Below are 18,509 nucleotides of genomic sequence, written 5' to 3' on the forward strand. Positions count from 1 at the left end.
AATTTTATTTTTTATAGTTTAATTTTACGTTTTTGTTTAACTTTTGACAATCACTATCTTTTTCTTTAAAACATTTATTATCCTCTGGTCTTAAGCTTCTATCAGTTTTTTTTAAGTTTTTGCTTAAAAACTCTAAAAAATTACTTTTTCTTGTCGTAAATCTTCTATTGATCCTTTTCTTTTCTTGTTCCTGTCTTATTTCTATAGATTCACTCCCTTCTACTATATAAAAATATGAACGTCTGTTTAATTGATATTCTTCTTCAGTACACTTTTTTCCGTCTACACAATCATTTAAAGGGTTGTCTTCACCATAACCTATAGCACTTTCAATCCTATTACTTGCAATTCCTCTTGATAATATGTAATCTCTCGTAGATTTTGCTCTTTTATCTGACAAAAACCTATTGTAATCTCTTCTACCTCGACTATCTGTATGTGACTCTATTTTTATCACTAACTCAGGATGATTAGTCATTACTGTTACAATATTTTCTAACTCATACTCTGCATCCTCCCTAATATCATACTTATCATAATCAAAATAAATAGGTTTTATAACTATTTGGTTTCCTATTATTAATGGTGTTAACTTTAAGTTTGCTATAATTTCTTTATTTCTCTTATTATTAGTTCGAACTATACTTCTATTTGATCTATGATCTAATTTAGTTGCTGTAACTGTATAGGTATTATTACATGGCACATCTTTAAAAGTATAGTTACCTGAACTATCAGAAATTGTTTCTGCTATAACTTCTTTTTCTTTATTAATTAGTTTTACTACAACCGCATCTACCGGAGTATTTGTTTTATTGTTTTCTATTACTCCTTTAACAATTTGTGTACATACTGGTGGGTCCGTATAGATAAAGAAGCTATAAATATCATCATCTCCTTTTCCTTTTTCTCTATTTGACGAAAAGAAACCTCTTTTTCCATTTTCACTTATAAAAAATGAAAAGTCGTCTTTTTTACTATTGAATGGATACCCTAAGTTTTCAGGTGATAAAAATGTACCATCCTCTTTAATCTTTGCTTGAAAAATATCAAGCAGTCCTAAACCTAAATGCCCGTTAGATGAAAAATATAATACATTATCATTTCCTACATACGGAAAGACTTCTTTCTCTGATGTATTTATATCACTTCCTAAATTTACTGGTTCTCCATACTCATCATTTCCTTTTATTTCTACTTTATAAATGTCAGACTGACCATATCCTCCAGGCATATTAGAAACAAAGTATAATGTTTTTTCATCTGGACTTAAAGCTGGATGACCTGTTGAATATTCATCTTTATTAAATGGTAGCTCTTTAACGTTAACCCAATAACCATTAATATAACTGGCTTTATAAATTTTTAAATTAGATATGTTGTTCTTACTTCTCTTTACTTTCTTTCCTTCAGAATTATTTCTTGTAAAATAAATAGTTTTTCCATCTTTTGTAAAGATAGGCGTAGACTCATGAAGTTCAGAAGCTATTGGCTCTCCAAGCTTTTGAACATTACCTAAAACTAAGATAGTGTCTTGCTTACTACCTTCTAATGTTTGTATACTTTCTTCTGCTTTATAAATATTTAAAAATGGTTGATTATTCCACTTATATATTTTTTGTTTTTTTGAGTCGTTAGCTACAGATGATGAGAAATATGCTTTTCCATTCAATAAAAACCCTCCAAATTCTGAATAAGGCGTATTTATAGCCAAGTTTCTTACTCCTATTCTCTTTTCTTTATTAGTGTAGTCTAATAAATAGTTTTCTTTTTTAAGTTCCTCATTTAAACTATTTTTTTGTGCTTGAGTTAATCTTAAAAATATAGAATCTGATTTTTTATACTTTCCATTACTCCTCAAAGCTTGAGCATATTTAAACAAATGTTTTTCTTCTACTTTTTCATTAAAATTTGAAATAAGTTTTTGATACCATATTTCTGCTTCTTCTGTATTTGAATTATTATAGTAAGACTCAGCTAACCTAGTTAACACATGTTGAGAGCTATCTCCTTTAATTAATACTAAATCTTTATATAATTTGGCCGATTGGACATAAGAGAATTCTTCAAAATAACGATCTGCTACTTTTCTACTTTGGCTAAATCCAACTGCAGTAAGCATTAACAATATTGTTAATGTTAGTATCTTTTTTAATTTCATTTCTCTCTTTTTAAAAGAATCTCGGTGACCTATATCTAATATCCTTAAAGATTTCATACTGTAGCATAATTTCGTGTGTCCCAGAATTTGTTACATTATAGTTTGATGTTGTTAAATCATATGAATACCCTATAAGTAAAGAGTCTGTTGCTTGAAAACCTAAAAGTGCACTTACAGAATCATCCCATCTCCAAGAAGCTCCAACTCTAAACTTCTCATTAAATAGTAAATTAGCTGAAATATCTAATGATAGAGGTGCCCCTGAAACTCCTTTTAACAAAGCTGCTGGTTTAAACTTTAAGTCTTCATTTATATCGAAAACATATCCTGCGATTAAGAAAAAGTGCATTCTTTCTACTGCTACTTCTCCTGGAGTTTCAGCATCGTAATGTTCCATTCTTAAAATATTAGGTACCGATAATCCAACATACCATTGTGGTTGATGATAATAAATACCTGCTCCAACAGTTGGTAAGAACTTATTAATATTATCTTGAAAAACAACTTCATCATCTTTATAAGTTCCTTTTGACCAATCTATATTTAATAACCTTCCTCCTAAACGTAAACCAAAGGCTAAATTACCTTCTGCACCTGTTTGTATATTGTAAGATACATTAGCGTCTAAATATATTTCACTAGATGGTCCTACTTGGTCATTCATTAAGTTAACCCCTAATCCTAACCCAGAATATCCTAAAGGAGTATCGTATGATAAGTTTTGAGTATTGGGAGCTCCTTCAAAACCTACCCACTGCATTCTGCCTAATGCAGTAATTACTGTATGCCCTCTAGACCCTGCATAAGCAGGGTTTACATTCATTGTATTGTACATATACTGTGTGTACTGAGGATCTTGTTGCGCATGAATATTTGTGGTTATACAAATACTCATTGTACATATTATGATTAAACTTAAATATAATTTCATTTGATTAATACTTTTATTCATCAGTCTTTTTTATAAATCTAGATTATCTATTAATGTAAATCCAGCCTTTTTTAACTTTACTTCCATTTCCAAGGTCTAAAATATAGAAGTATGTTCCAACTGGCAATTTATCGCCTACATTTATATTAGCTCTACCTTCAGAGATTCCTCTAAACACAACACTGCTATTGTTATATCCTTCAGTTTTATATACTGTATTACCCCATCTATTAAAAATTTCAAGAGTATTATTTGGGAAATTTTCAATACAATCAATGTGTAAGTAACTGTTTGCTTCATCTCCATTAGGACTCATTAAGTTGTTTACTTTCACACAAGTGTCATCATTGATTGCATCCCCAAACCCATCAAAACCATCTATAATGTCAGGTATTCCATCTCCATCTGTATCTTCTCCATCTATCACTCCGTTACCTCCATCGTTTGGATCTGTAGGGCTAGAGTTATTATCTGGATTATTAGCATCTCCAAAACCATCTAAACCATCAACACTATCAGAAATTCCATCTCCGTCTGAATCATCTAAAGGGTTTTCTACTTGTCCATCTCCATCTTCATCTAAATTCCCTCCTTCTACAACATCATTTACTCCATCATTATCGCTATCTAAATCTTGATAGTTAGGAACACCATCTCCATCTGTATCTAATGGAGTATCATCTCCATTACCTCCCTCACCAAAATTATTTATATCTCCATCAACACTATCAGAAATTCCATCTTCATCAGAATCTGAACCTCCCATATCATTAGAATCTATAACTCCATCACCATTAGTATCGGAACTTTCATTTCCTCCCTCAATAACATCATTAATACCGTCATTATCACTATCTAAATCTTGATAATCTGGAGTACCGTCGCCATCCGTATCTGGCTCTTCATCATTATCTACAGAATCATCAGCTTGTCCATCTCCATTAGCATCTGTATACCCTGAATCGCCAGAGTCTATAACACCGTCTTCGTTGGTATCTAAATCTCCATTTCCTCCTTCTATTACATCATTAATACCATCATTATCAGAATCTAGATCTAATGAATCTGGAATTCCATCACCATCAGTATCTACTAAACCATCTCCCTCTTCAACATCTGGAATCCCATCATTATCATCATCTACATCTACAACATCTGATATGCCATCATTATCCGTGTCTTGTAAATAGTATTTATGAGTATTCAAAGCAGATCCTCTATTCCCATCACTATCAATTGAACTTACACTTGCTTCTACAGTCGTATCTGTGTCAGCAGCTAAGTCTGACCCTGGTACATTGATGCTGTAGTTTCCACTGGCATCTACGGTACCGGTATAGTTGTTTCCATTGATTACTAAGGTTACCGTGTCGCCGGTATTGAAATCTCCGCCTACTGTTCCGGTGACTGCAATGGTTGTTCCTGCTTCTGTTGCATTGACAATGTTGTCTGCCGTGATGTTGTCTACACTTATGGTAGGAACTGGAGCGGTCGTGTCTACATTATAAACATGATTCGTGTTTGCACTTCCTGCATTCCCCGATCCGTCTGTTGTCGCTACACTTGCTTCTACTGTCGTGTCTGTGTCAGCAGCTAAGTCTGACCCTGGTACATTGATGCTGTAGTTTCCACTGGCATCTACGGTACCGGTATAGTTGTTTCCATTGATTACTAAGGTTACCGTGTCGCCGGTATTGAAATCTCCGCCTACTGTTCCGGTGACTGCAATGGTTGTTCCTGCTTCTGTTGCATTGACTATGTTGTCTGCCGTGATGTTGTCTACACTTATGGTAGGAACTGGAGCGGTCGTGTCTACATTATAAACATGATTCGTGTTTGCACTTCCTGCATTCCCCGATCCGTCTGTTGTCGCTACACTTGCTTCTACTGTCGTGTCTGTGTCAGCAGCTAAGTCTGACCCTGGTACATTGATGCTGTAGTTTCCACTGGCATCTACGGTACCGGTATAGTTGTTTCCATTGATTACTAAGGTTACCGTGTCGCCGGTATTGAAATCTCCGCCTACTGTTCCGGTGACTGCAATGGTTGTTCCTGCTTCTGTTGCATTGACTATGTTGTCTGCCGTGATGTTGTCTACACTTATGGTAGGAACTGGAGCGGTCGTGTCTACATTATAAACATGATTCGTGTTTGCACTTCCTGCATTCCCCGATCCGTCTGTTGTCGCTACACTTGCTTCTACAGTCGTATCTGTGTCAGCAGCTAAGTCTGACCCTGGTACATTGATGCTGTAGTTTCCACTGGCATCTACGGTACCGGTATAGTTGTTTCCATTGATTACTAAGGTTACCGTGTCGCCGGTATTGAAATCTCCGCCTACTGTTCCGGTGACTGCAATGGTTGTTCCTGCTTCTGTTGCATTGACAATGTTGTCTGCCGTGATGTTGTCTACACTTATGGTAGGAACTGGAGCGGTCGTGTCTACATTATAAACATGATTCGTGTTTGCACTTCCTGCATTCCCTGATCCGTCTGTTGTCGCTACACTTGCTTCTACAGTCGTATCTGTGTCAGCAGCTAAGTCTGACCCTGGTACATTGATGCTGTAGTTTCCACTGGCATCTACGGTACCGGTATAGTTGTTTCCATTGATTACTAAGGTTACCGTGTCGCCGGTATTGAAATCTCCGCCTACTGTTCCGGTGACTGCAATGGTTGTTCCTGCTTCTGTTGCATTGACAATGTTGTCTGCCGTGATGTTGTCTACACTTATGGTAGGAACTGGAGCGGTCGTGTCTACATTATAAACATGATTCGTGTTTGCACTTCCTGCATTCCCCGATCCGTCTGTTGTCGCTACACTTGCTTCTACTGTCGTGTCTGTGTCAGCTGCTAAGTCTGACCCTGGTACATTGATGCTGTAGTTTCCACTGGCATCTACGGTACCGGTATAGTTGTTTCCATTGATTACTAAGGTTACCGTGTCGCCGGTATTGAAATCTCCGCCTACTGTTCCGGTGACTGCAATGGTTGTTCCTGCTTCTGTTGCATTGACAATGTTGTCTGCCGTGATGTTGTCTACACTTATGGTAGGAACTGGAGCGGTCGTGTCTACATTATAAACATGATTCGTGTTTGCACTTCCTGCATTCCCCGATCCGTCTGTTGTCGCTACACTTGCTTCTACTGTCGTGTCTGTGTCAGCTGCTAAGTCTGACCCTGGTACATTGATGCTGTAGTTTCCACTGGCATCTACGGTACCGGTATAGTTGTTTCCATTGATTACTAAGGTTACCGTGTCGCCGGTATTGAAATCTCCGCCTACTGTTCCGGTGACTGCAATGGTTGTTCCTGCTTCTGTTGCATTGACTATGTTGTCTGCCGTGATGTTGTCTACACTTATGGTAGGAACTGGAGCGGTCGTGTCTACATTATAAACATGATTCGTGTTTGCACTTCCTGCATTCCCCGATCCGTCTGTTATCGCTACACTTGCTTCTACTGTCGTGTCTGTGTCAGCAGCTAAGTCTGACCCTGGTACATTGATGCTGTAGTTTCCACTGGCATCTACGGTACCGGTATAGTTGTTTCCATTGATTACTAAGGTTACCGTGTCGCCGGTATTGAAATCTCCGCCTACTGTTCCGGTGACTGCAATGGTTGTTCCTGCTTCTGTTGCATTGACTATGTTGTCTGCCGTGATGTTGTCTACACTTATGGTAGGAACTGGAGCAGTCGTGTCTACATTATAAACATGATTCGTGTTTGCACTTCCTGCATTCCCCGATCCGTCTGTTGTCGCTACACTTGCTTCTACTGTCGTGTCTGTGTCAGCTGCTAAGTCTGACCCTGGTACATTGATGCTGTAGTTTCCACTGGCATCTACGGTACCGGTATAGTTGTTTCCATTGATTACTAAGGTTACCGTGTCGCCGGTATTGAAATCTCCGCCTACTGTTCCGGTGACTGCAATGGTTGTTCCTGCTTCTGTTGCATTGACTATGTTGTCTGCCGTGATGTTGTCTACACTTATGGTAGGAACTGGAGCGGTCGTGTCTACATTATAAACATGATTCGTGTTTGCACTTCCTGCATTCCCCGATCCGTCTGTTGTCGCTACACTTGCTTCTACTGTCGTGTCTGTGTCAGCAGCTAAGTCTGACCCTGGTACATTGATGCTGTAGTTTCCACTGGCATCTACGGTACCGGTATAGTTGTTTCCATTGATTACTAAGGTTACCGTGTCGCCGGTATTGAAATCTCCGCCTACTGTTCCGGTGACTGCAATGGTTGTTCCTGCTTCTGTTGCATTGACTATGTTGTCTGCCGTGATGTTGTCTACACTTATGGTAGGAACTGGAGCGGTCGTGTCTACATTATAAACATGATTCGTGTTTGCACTTCCTGCATTCCCCGATCCGTCTGTTGTCGCTACACTTGCTTCTACTGTCGTGTCTGTGTCAGCAGCTAAGTCTGACCCTGGTACATTGATGCTGTAGTTTCCACTGGCATCTACGGTACCGGTATAGTTGTTTCCATTGATTACTAAGGTTACCGTGTCGCCGGTATTGAAATCTCCGCCTACTGTTCCGGTGACTGCAATGGTTGTTCCTGCTTCTGTTGCATTGACTATGTTGTCTGCCGTGATGTTGTCTACACTTATGGTAGGAACTGGAGCGGTCGTGTCTACATTATAAACATGATTCGTGTTTGCACTTCCTGCATTCCCCGATCCGTCTGTTGTCGCTACACTTGCTTCTACAGTCGTATCTGTGTCAGCAGCTAAGTCTGACCCTGGTACATTGATGCTGTAGTTTCCACTGGCATCTACGGTACCGGTATAGTTGTTTCCATTGATTACTAAGGTTACCGTGTCGCCGGTATTGAAATCTCCGCCTACTGTTCCGGTGACTGCAATGGTTGTTCCTGCTTCTGTTGCATTGACAATGTTGTCTGCCGTGATGTTGTCTACACTTATGGTAGGAACTGGAGCGGTCGTGTCTACATTATAAACATGATTCGTGTTTGCACTTCCTGCATTCCCCGATCCGTCTGTTGTCGCTACACTTGCTTCTACTGTCGTGTCTGTGTCAGCAGCTAAGTCTGACCCTGGTACATTGATGCTGTAGTTTCCACTGGCATCTACGGTACCGGTATAGTTGTTTCCATTGATTACTAAGGTTACCGTGTCGCCGGTATTGAAATCTCCGCCTACTGTTCCGGTGACTGCAATGGTTGTTCCTGCTTCTGTTGCATTGACTATGTTGTCTGCCGTGATGTTGTCTACACTTATGGTAGGAACTGGAGCAGTCGTGTCTACATTATAAACATGATTCGTGTTTGCACTTCCTGCATTCCCCGATCCGTCTGTTGTCGCTACACTTGCTTCTACTGTCGTGTCTGTGTCAGCTGCTAAGTCTGACCCTGGTACATTGATGCTGTAGTTTCCACTGGCATCTACGGTACCGGTATAGTTGTTTCCATTGATTACTAAGGTTACCGTGTCGCCGGTATTGAAATCTCCGCCTACTGTTCCGGTGACTGCAATGGTTGTTCCTGCTTCTGTTGCATTGACTATGTTGTCTGCCGTGATGTTGTCTACACTTATGGTAGGAACTGGAGCGGTCGTGTCTACATTATAAACATGATTCGTGTTTGCACTTCCTGCATTCCCCGATCCGTCTGTTGTCGCTACACTTGCTTCTACTGTCGTGTCTGTGTCAGCTGCTAAGTCTGACCCTGGTACATTGATGCTGTAGTTTCCACTGGCATCTACGGTACCGGTATAGTTGTTTCCATTGATTACTAAGGTTACCGTGTCGCCGGTATTGAAATCTCCGCCTACTGTTCCGGTGACTGCAATGGTTGTTCCTGCTTCTGTTGCATTGACTATGTTGTCTGCCGTGATGTTGTCTACACTTATGGTAGGAACTGGAGCAGTCGTGTCTACATTATAAACATGATTCGTGTTTGCACTTCCTGCATTCCCCGATCCGTCTGTTGTCGCTACACTTGCTTCTACTGTCGTGTCTGTGTCAGCTGCTAAGTCTGACCCTGGTACATTGATGCTGTAGTTTCCACTGGCATCTACGGTACCGGTATAGTTGTTTCCATTGATTACTAAGGTTACCGTGTCGCCGGTATTGAAATCTCCGCCTACTGTTCCGGTGACTGCAATGGTTGTTCCTGCTTCTGTTGCATTGACAATGTTGTCTGCCGTGATGTTGTCTACACTTATGGTAGGAACTGGAGCGGTCGTGTCTACATTATAAACATGATTCGTGTTTGCACTTCCTGCATTCCCCGATCCGTCTGTTGTCGCTACACTTGCTTCTACTGTCGTGTCTGTGTCAGCAGCTAAGTCTGACCCTGGTACATTGATGCTGTAGTTTCCACTGGCATCTACGGTACCGGTATAGTTGTTTCCATTGATTACTAAGGTTACCGTGTCGCCGGTATTGAAATCTCCGCCTACTGTTCCGGTGACTGCAATGGTTGTTCCTGCTTCTGTTGCATTGACTATGTTGTCTGCCGTGATGTTGTCTACACTTATGGTAGGAACTGGAGCGGTCGTGTCTACATTATAAACATGATTCGTGTTTGCACTTCCTGCATTCCCCGATCCGTCTGTTGTCGCTACACTTGCTTCTACTGTCGTGTCTGTGTCAGCAGCTAAGTCTGACCCTGGTACATTGATGCTGTAGTTTCCACTGGCATCTACGGTACCGGTATAGTTGTTTCCATTGATTACTAAGGTTACCGTGTCGCCGGTATTGAAATCTCCGCCTACTGTTCCGGTGACTGCAATGGTTGTTCCTGCTTCTGTTGCATTGACTATGTTGTCTGCCGTGATGTTGTCTACACTTATGGTAGGAACTGGAGCAGTCGTGTCTACATTATAAACATGATTCGTGTTTGCACTTCCTGCATTCCCCGATCCGTCTGTTGTCGCTACACTTGCTTCTACTGTCGTGTCTGTGTCAGCAGCTAAGTCTGACCCTGGTACATTGATGCTGTAGTTTCCACTGGCATCTACGGTACCGGTATAGTTGTTTCCATTGATTACTAAGGTTACCGTGTCGCCGGTATTGAAATCTCCGCCTACTGTTCCGGTGACTGCAATGGTTGTTCCTGCTTCTGTTGCATTGACAATGTTGTCTGCCGTGATGTTGTCTACACTTATGGTAGGAACTGGAGCGGTCGTGTCTACATTATAAACATGATTCGTGTTTGCACTTCCTGCATTCCCCGATCCGTCTGTTGTCGCTACACTTGCTTCTACTGTCGTGTCTGTGTCAGCTGCTAAGTCTGACCCTGGTACATTGATGCTGTAGTTTCCACTGGCATCTACGGTACCGGTATAGTTGTTTCCATTGATTACTAAGGTTACCGTGTCGCCGGTATTGAAATCTCCGCCTACTGTTCCGGTGACTGCAATGGTTGTTCCTGCTTCTGTTGCATTGACTATGTTGTCTGCCGTGATGTTGTCTACACTTATGGTAGGAACTGGAGCGGTCGTGTCTACATTATAAACATGATTCGTGTTTGCACTTCCTGCATTCCCCGATCCGTCTGTTGTCGCTACACTTGCTTCTACTGTCGTGTCTGTGTCAGCAGCTAAGTCTGACCCTGGTACATTGATGCTGTAGTTTCCACTGGCATCTACGGTACCGGTATAGTTGTTTCCATTGATTACTAAGGTTACCGTGTCGCCGGTATTGAAATCTCCGCCTACTGTTCCGGTGACTGCAATGGTTGTTCCTGCTTCTGTTGCATTGACTATGTTGTCTGCCGTGATGTTGTCTACACTTATGGTAGGAACTGGAGCGGTCGTGTCTACATTATAAACATGATTCGTGTTTGCACTTCCTGCATTCCCCGATCCGTCTGTTGTCGCTACACTTGCTTCTACTGTCGTGTCTGTGTCAGCAGCTAAGTCTGACCCTGGTACATTGATGCTGTAGTTTCCACTGGCATCTACGGTACCGGTATAGTTGTTTCCATTGATTACTAAGGTTACCGTGTCGCCGGTATTGAAATCTCCGCCTACTGTTCCGGTGACTGCAATGGTTGTTCCTGCTTCTGTTGCATTGACTATGTTGTCTGCCGTGATGTTGTCTACACTTATGGTAGGAACTGGAGCGGTCGTGTCTACATTATAAACATGATTCGTGTTTGCACTTCCTGCATTCCCCGATCCGTCTGTTGTCGCTACACTTGCTTCTACAGTCGTATCTGTGTCAGCAGCTAAGTCTGACCCTGGTACATTGATGCTGTAGTTTCCACTGGCATCTACGGTACCGGTATAGTTGTTTCCATTGATTACTAAGGTTACCGTGTCGCCGGTATTGAAATCTCCGCCTACTGTTCCGGTGACTGCAATGGTTGTTCCTGCTTCTGTTGCATTGACTATGTTGTCTGCCGTGATGTTGTCTACACTTATGGTAGGAACTGGAGCGGTCGTGTCTACATTATAAACATGATTCGTGTTTGCACTTCCTGCATTCCCTGATCCGTCTGTTGTCGCTACACTTGCTTCTACAGTCGTATCTGTGTCAGCAGCTAAGTCTGACCCTGGTACATTGATGCTGTAGTTTCCACTGGCATCTACGGTACCGGTATAGTTGTTTCCATTGATTACTAAGGTTACCGTGTCGCCGGTATTGAAATCTCCGCCTACTGTTCCGGTGACTGCAATGGTTGTTCCTGCTTCTGTTGCATTGACAATGTTGTCTGCCGTGATGTTGTCTACACTTATGGTAGGAACTGGAGCGGTCGTGTCTACATTATAAACATGATTCGTGTTTGCACTTCCTGCATTCCCCGATCCGTCTGTTGTCGCTACACTTGCTTCTACTGTCGTGTCTGTGTCAGCTGCTAAGTCTGACCCTGGTACATTGATGCTGTAGTTTCCACTGGCATCTACGGTACCGGTATAGTTGTTTCCATTGATTACTAAGGTTACCGTGTCGCCGGTATTGAAATCTCCGCCTACTGTTCCGGTGACTGCAATGGTTGTTCCTGCTTCTGTTGCATTGACAATGTTGTCTGCCGTGATGTTGTCTACACTTATGGTAGGAACTGGAGCGGTCGTGTCTACATTATAAACATGATTCGTGTTTGCACTTCCTGCATTCCCCGATCCGTCTGTTGTCGCTACACTTGCTTCTACTGTCGTGTCTGTGTCAGCTGCTAAGTCTGACCCTGGTACATTGATGCTGTAGTTTCCACTGGCATCTACGGTACCGGTATAGTTGTTTCCATTGATTACTAAGGTTACCGTGTCGCCGGTATTGAAATCTCCGCCTACTGTTCCGGTGACTGCAATGGTTGTTCCTGCTTCTGTTGCATTGACTATGTTGTCTGCCGTGATGTTGTCTACACTTATGGTAGGAACTGGAGCGGTCGTGTCTACATTATAAACATGATTCGTGTTTGCACTTCCTGCATTCCCCGATCCGTCTGTTGTCGCTACACTTGCTTCTACTGTCGTGTCTGTGTCAGCAGCTAAGTCTGACCCTGGTACATTGATGCTGTAGTTTCCACTGGCATCTACGGTACCGGTATAGTTGTTTCCATTGATTACTAAGGTTACCGTGTCGCCGGTATTGAAATCTCCGCCTACTGTTCCGGTGACTGCAATGGTTGTTCCTGCTTCTGTTGCATTGACTATGTTGTCTGCCGTGATGTTGTCTACACTTATGGTAGGAACTGGAGCAGTCGTGTCTACATTATAAACATGATTCGTGTTTGCACTTCCTGCATTCCCCGATCCGTCTGTTGTCGCTACACTTGCTTCTACTGTCGTGTCTGTGTCAGCTGCTAAGTCTGACCCTGGTACATTGATGCTGTAGTTTCCACTGGCATCTACGGTACCGGTATAGTTGTTTCCATTGATTACTAAGGTTACCGTGTCGCCGGTATTGAAATCTCCGCCTACTGTTCCGGTGACTGCAATGGTTGTTCCTGCTTCTGTTGCATTGACTATGTTGTCTGCCGTGATGTTGTCTACACTTATGGTAGGAACTGGAGCGGTCGTGTCTACATTATAAACATGATTCGTGTTTGCACTTCCTGCATTCCCCGATCCGTCTGTTGTCGCTACACTTGCTTCTACTGTCGTGTCTGTGTCAGCTGCTAAGTCTGACCCTGGTACATTGATGCTGTAGTTTCCACTGGCATCTACGGTACCGGTATAGTTGTTTCCATTGATTACTAAGGTTACCGTGTCGCCGGTATTGAAATCTCCGCCTACTGTTCCGGTGACTGCAATGGTTGTTCCTGCTTCTGTTGCATTGACTATGTTGTCTGCCGTGATGTTGTCTACACTTATGGTAGGAACTGGAGCGGTCGTGTCTACATTATAAACATGATTCGTGTTTGCACTTCCTGCATTCCCCGATCCGTCTGTTGTCGCTACACTTGCTTCTACTGTCGTGTCTGTGTCAGCAGCTAAGTCTGACCCTGGTACATTGATGCTGTAGTTTCCACTGGCATCTACGGTACCGGTATAGTTGTTTCCATTGATTACTAAGGTTACCGTGTCGCCGGTATTGAAATCTCCGCCTACTGTTCCGGTGACTGCAATGGTTGTTCCTGCTTCTGTTGCATTGACTATGTTGTCTGCCGTGATGTTGTCTACACTTATGGTAGGAACTGGAGCGGTCGTGTCTACATTATAAACATGATTCGTGTTTGCACTTCCTGCATTCCCCGATCCGTCTGTTGTCGCTACACTTGCTTCTACTGTCGTGTCTGTGTCAGCAGCTAAGTCTGACCCTGGTACATTGATGCTGTAGTTTCCACTGGCATCTACGGTACCGGTATAGTTGTTTCCATTGATTACTAAGGTTACCGTGTCGCCGGTATTGAAATCTCCGCCTACTGTTCCGGTGACTGCAATGGTTGTTCCTGCTTCTGTTGCATTGACAATGTTGTCTGCCGTGATGTTGTCTACACTTATGGTAGGAACTGGAGCGGTCGTGTCTACATTATAAACATGATTCGTGTTTGCACTTCCTGCATTCCCCGATCCGTCTGTTGTCGCTACACTTGCTTCTACTGTCGTGTCTGTGTCAGCAGCTAAGTCTGACCCTGGTACATTGATGCTGTAGTTTCCACTGGCATCTACGGTACCGGTATAGTTGTTTCCATTGATTACTAAGGTTACCGTGTCGCCGGTATTGAAATCTCCGCCTACTGTTCCGGTGACTGCAATGGTTGTTCCTGCTTCTGTTGCATTGACTATGTTGTCTGCCGTGATGTTGTCTACACTTATGGTAGGAACTGGAGCGGTCGTGTCTACATTATAAACATGATTCGTGTTTGCACTTCCTGCATTCCCCGATCCGTCTGTTGTCGCTACACTTGCTTCTACAGTCGTATCTGTGTCAGCAGCTAAGTCTGACCCTGGTACATTGATGCTGTAGTTTCCACTGGCATCTACGGTACCGGTATAGTTGTTTCCATTGATTACTAAGGTTACCGTGTCGCCGGTATTGAAATCTCCGCCTACTGTTCCGGTGACTGCAATGGTTGTTCCTGCTTCTGTTGCATTGACAATGTTGTCTGCCGTGATGTTGTCTACACTTATGGTAGGAACTGGAGCGGTCGTGTCTACATTATAAACATGATTCGTGTTTGCACTTCCTGCATTCCCCGATCCGTCTGTTGTCGCTACACTTGCTTCTACTGTCGTGTCTGTGTCAGCAGCTAAGTCTGACCCTGGTACATTGATGCTGTAGTTTCCACTGGCATCTACGGTACCGGTATAGTTGTTTCCATTGATTACTAAGGTTACCGTGTCGCCGGTATTGAAATCTCCGCCTACTGTTCCGGTGACTGCAATGGTTGTTCCTGCTTCTGTTGCATTGACTATGTTGTCTGCCGTGATGTTGTCTACACTTATGGTAGGAACTGGAGCAGTCGTGTCTACATTATAAACATGATTCGTGTTTGCACTTCCTGCATTCCCCGATCCGTCTGTTGTCGCTACACTTGCTTCTACTGTCGTGTCTGTGTCAGCTGCTAAGTCTGACCCTGGTACATTGATGCTGTAGTTTCCACTGGCATCTACGGTACCGGTATAGTTGTTTCCATTGATTACTAAGGTTACCGTGTCGCCGGTATTGAAATCTCCGCCTACTGTTCCGGTGACTGCAATGGTTGTTCCTGCTTCTGTTGCATTGACAATGTTGTCTGCCGTGATGTTGTCTACACTTATGGTAGGAACTGGAGCGGTCGTGTCTACATTATAAACATGATTCGTGTTGGTGGAACAAGTTGCATATGACAGGAAACTAGCCTCTACTGTCGTGTCTGTGTCAGCGGCTAAGTCTGACCCTGGTACATTGATGCTGTAGTTTCCACTACCATCTACTGTACCTGTATAGGTGTTTCCGTTGACTGTTAAAGTTACCGTATCTCCTGTATTGAAGTCACCGCCTACGGTTCCGGTTACTGGAATAGTGCTTCCTGCTTCTGAGGCATTCACAATGTTGTCTGCCGTAATATCATTTATAGTTAAGTTAACTACTCCTCCTACAGTAATGGTTGCTGTAGCAGAAGTTGCTTCAGTACAGGCACCACTTTGTACGATAGCACGGTATTGCGTGGTGGTGGTAAGGTTGGTTGCTGTTAAGGTCGTGGTGGTATTGGCAATATCGGTATCAGTGGTAAAGTTATCGGTAGAACTTTCCCAACGGATGATATTTCCTGTTTGTCCACTTAGGGTCAGTGTTGTTGAATTGGTTCCGGTACACACATTGGTACTTCCCGCAATGCTTCCTCCCACCGAAGTAGGGATAATTGTAAGGGATGCTTCATCTGAAGCTAAAGTCTGACAGGTGTTAAGTGTACTTGTTACTATCAACCTATATTTATTATTGGAAGCTGTTATTGGTGGATTGGTTAAGGTTAATGCAGGGGTAGTTGCATTGCTATATATTCCTCCATTAGATATACTATTCCAAGCTCCGACACCTCCTACTTGCTCTAGCCATTGATATACCAATCCAGTTGTAGTACTTGTACTACCACTGTAATCCGGATTTGTTCCTGGGGCGGTTCCTGTATAAGTAGTTGTACTTAAAGAGCTTGCTGCGGCTGTAAAAGTAACATTGCTCCCTAAACATATAGTACTATCACTTGGTTGTGTGTCCATTTGTATTTGAGTAGCAACAATTTCATTACCTGTGGTCTCTTGTCCTTGATCACCTCCTATATCTGATGCTCCAGAAGCATTTACAAGGTTAGGAACTCCATTGCTATCGATACTTCCTTGAGCTGCTATATCTATTCTTCCATTTCCGTCTAACTGACCAGAAGAAACATTTTCACTTGCTTCTACTGCATCAAAGCACCCATCATTATCACTATCTAAATCTAAATGATTCGGAATTCCATCATTGTCGGAATCTAACAGACAGCTTAATCTAGAGAATGGTAAGTTTCTTCTTGATATGGATGGGCCTTCATATTCTACAGATAAATTTTCTGCTCCTGTTCTTTCATAAAATAACACTTCGAGTTCATGGACTCCTGATTTAAGAGTTATTTGACCACTTCGTGTTTGACTTGCATGTGGTCCGTCGTTGTCAACGACTTCTATACCATTTATAAACAGTTTAGACCCATCATCAGATGTTGTATAGAACGTATAAGCCCCATCTGTATCTATTCTTAACAACCCTTTGTATCTAACACTAAATGTTTCATGATCCCCTGGGGTATGTAGCGCCCACAGTTGATCTACATTAAAATTAGTACTTGTTCCTGTTGCTAAAGCCCCTGTAGTTGGTATATCGTCTACTGTATTTGATAATGGATAGGAATTATAAAACTCATAACTGATAGTTCCTGTACAATTATTTTCCTCCGTATCTAAAATACCATCATTATCATCATCCAAATCATCTCTATCTGCAACATTATCTCCATCACTATCTGCTAAAACTGTTACTGTTACTATAGCTGTATCACAATTTGTTGAAGGTTGACATAAACTATATACTAATTCATATACACCAGCTGGCACACCAGGTGCTACAGAAACTTCTCCTGTATTTGTGTTTAATGTTATTCCTGGGTTTTCAGAACTAACTTCTGATAGTTCTACTCCTGATGCTGATGGATTAGTTATACCTGCTACGGTATCATTTGTTAACACATTTGCTACAGCTACTCCCCCATTTGTACTTACTATTTCTCCAAAATCATCTTCTGCAACTATAATAGGTACACCTCCAACTCTGGTAATAAATACTCCTGAGTCAAAACTTGAATCGGTCACATCTGCAATAGCTATTTTCATATGGTATGTTATACCTGGTGTCAAATTTATATTTGCTGTTAGTTTTCTAGTAATACCATTAAACTCTACACCAATAGGAGTGGCTCCAGGATTGTTGTTTAAAGGACCAGCATTATTTGGGTCAGCATCATTATCTAAAACATGTCCATTATTAATATATAATGCACCTTGCGACAAATCAGGAGTAATACCTGGATAGTTTGCTCCACCTCCTGAATACCCTCTAAAACCTGCATTTATGTTATTAATTGCTACTGGGTTTGTAGTACCGGGTACCTGTGCTAAGTTTGCACCTGGTGCCATATTTGGTATTGTTGGATCTAATCCAAATGGATCTGTCACGAAAAAACCAAAAACATCATTAAAAGGAGACCCTACATAATCTGGGTATTCTTCTGAACCAAATTGATACTCTAAAAGAACTCCTGTATAATTTGGCAATGCTCTAAAATCAAATTCAAAAACAACTACATCTCTAGTTGCTTGAGAATCTATAGCTGTTAAATCAGCATCTATATGATCTGTTCCAGAAGCATTTACAGACAACCCTGTTTCATTATTTGTAACAAAAACCTGATTAACATTAGATGTTGTAAAAGCTATACCTCTATCAAGTTCTAAGTTAGCTCCTCCATCTCCATTTGTAAAAAGAGCTATTTGATTTGTTGCGCCTCTAGTGATAACAGGGTTTGTTATTACTACTCCTGCAGACTGTAACTCTGTTGCTATTTCTAAAGCTGTAGGATTAGGCGTAACTGCTACTTGAGCCCTTACGTGCACTATTACACTTAGAAAAATTAAGGTTAAAAAGAATTTAATATCTTTTCTTGTTATAAAGTTATTTGAAATGTAACTCTCCCCCATATTAATACATTTTATTTTATATATACAATTTTATTCCTTGAAATTCTTCAAGACTTTTATTCTTAATAAACAATACAGTGGGATACAAAAAAGCCCCACACAAAAACATTAAGTTGCTCTTATACAACTTATTTCTCGTGGGGGGCTTCAAATTTTTGAATACGCAAAAGTAAACTTTTTTTTACTCTCACTAAAACATTAGACGTAAAATTAACAATTTAAGTCACATTATAATAATAAAAAATAGCTTATTTGTTTTTGATCACATAAATCTATTAACA

Annotated in this window: 3 protein-coding genes; all 3 read right to left on the minus strand. The window is 41.6% G+C overall.

The window, feature by feature from the left end:
* Positions 1-4: 4 nt before the first annotated feature.
* Genes AC3VJB_RS06465 through AC3VJB_RS06475 form a run of 3 tightly spaced genes read right to left on the minus strand, consistent with a single transcriptional unit; the run spans position 5 to position 18,228 of the window.
* Entirely contained in the window at positions 5-2,161 is a 2,157-nt protein-coding gene (locus AC3VJB_RS06465) for an OmpA family protein (RefSeq protein WP_173361051.1), read from the minus strand.
* Positions 2,162-2,171: 10 nt separating this feature from the next.
* A complete protein-coding gene (locus AC3VJB_RS06470; protein ID WP_159614753.1) occupies positions 2,172-3,092 on the minus strand; it encodes a PorP/SprF family type IX secretion system membrane protein in 921 nt (306 codons plus the stop codon).
* Positions 3,093-3,135: 43 nt separating this feature from the next.
* Complete coding sequence (locus AC3VJB_RS06475) at positions 3,136-18,228, minus strand: Ig-like domain-containing protein (RefSeq protein ID WP_497666921.1); 15,093 nt, start codon at positions 18,226-18,228, stop codon at positions 3,136-3,138.
* Positions 18,229-18,509: the final 281 nt, after the last annotated feature.

The sequence above is a fragment of the Tenacibaculum sp. TB-53 genome (genome assembly GCF_059716285.2).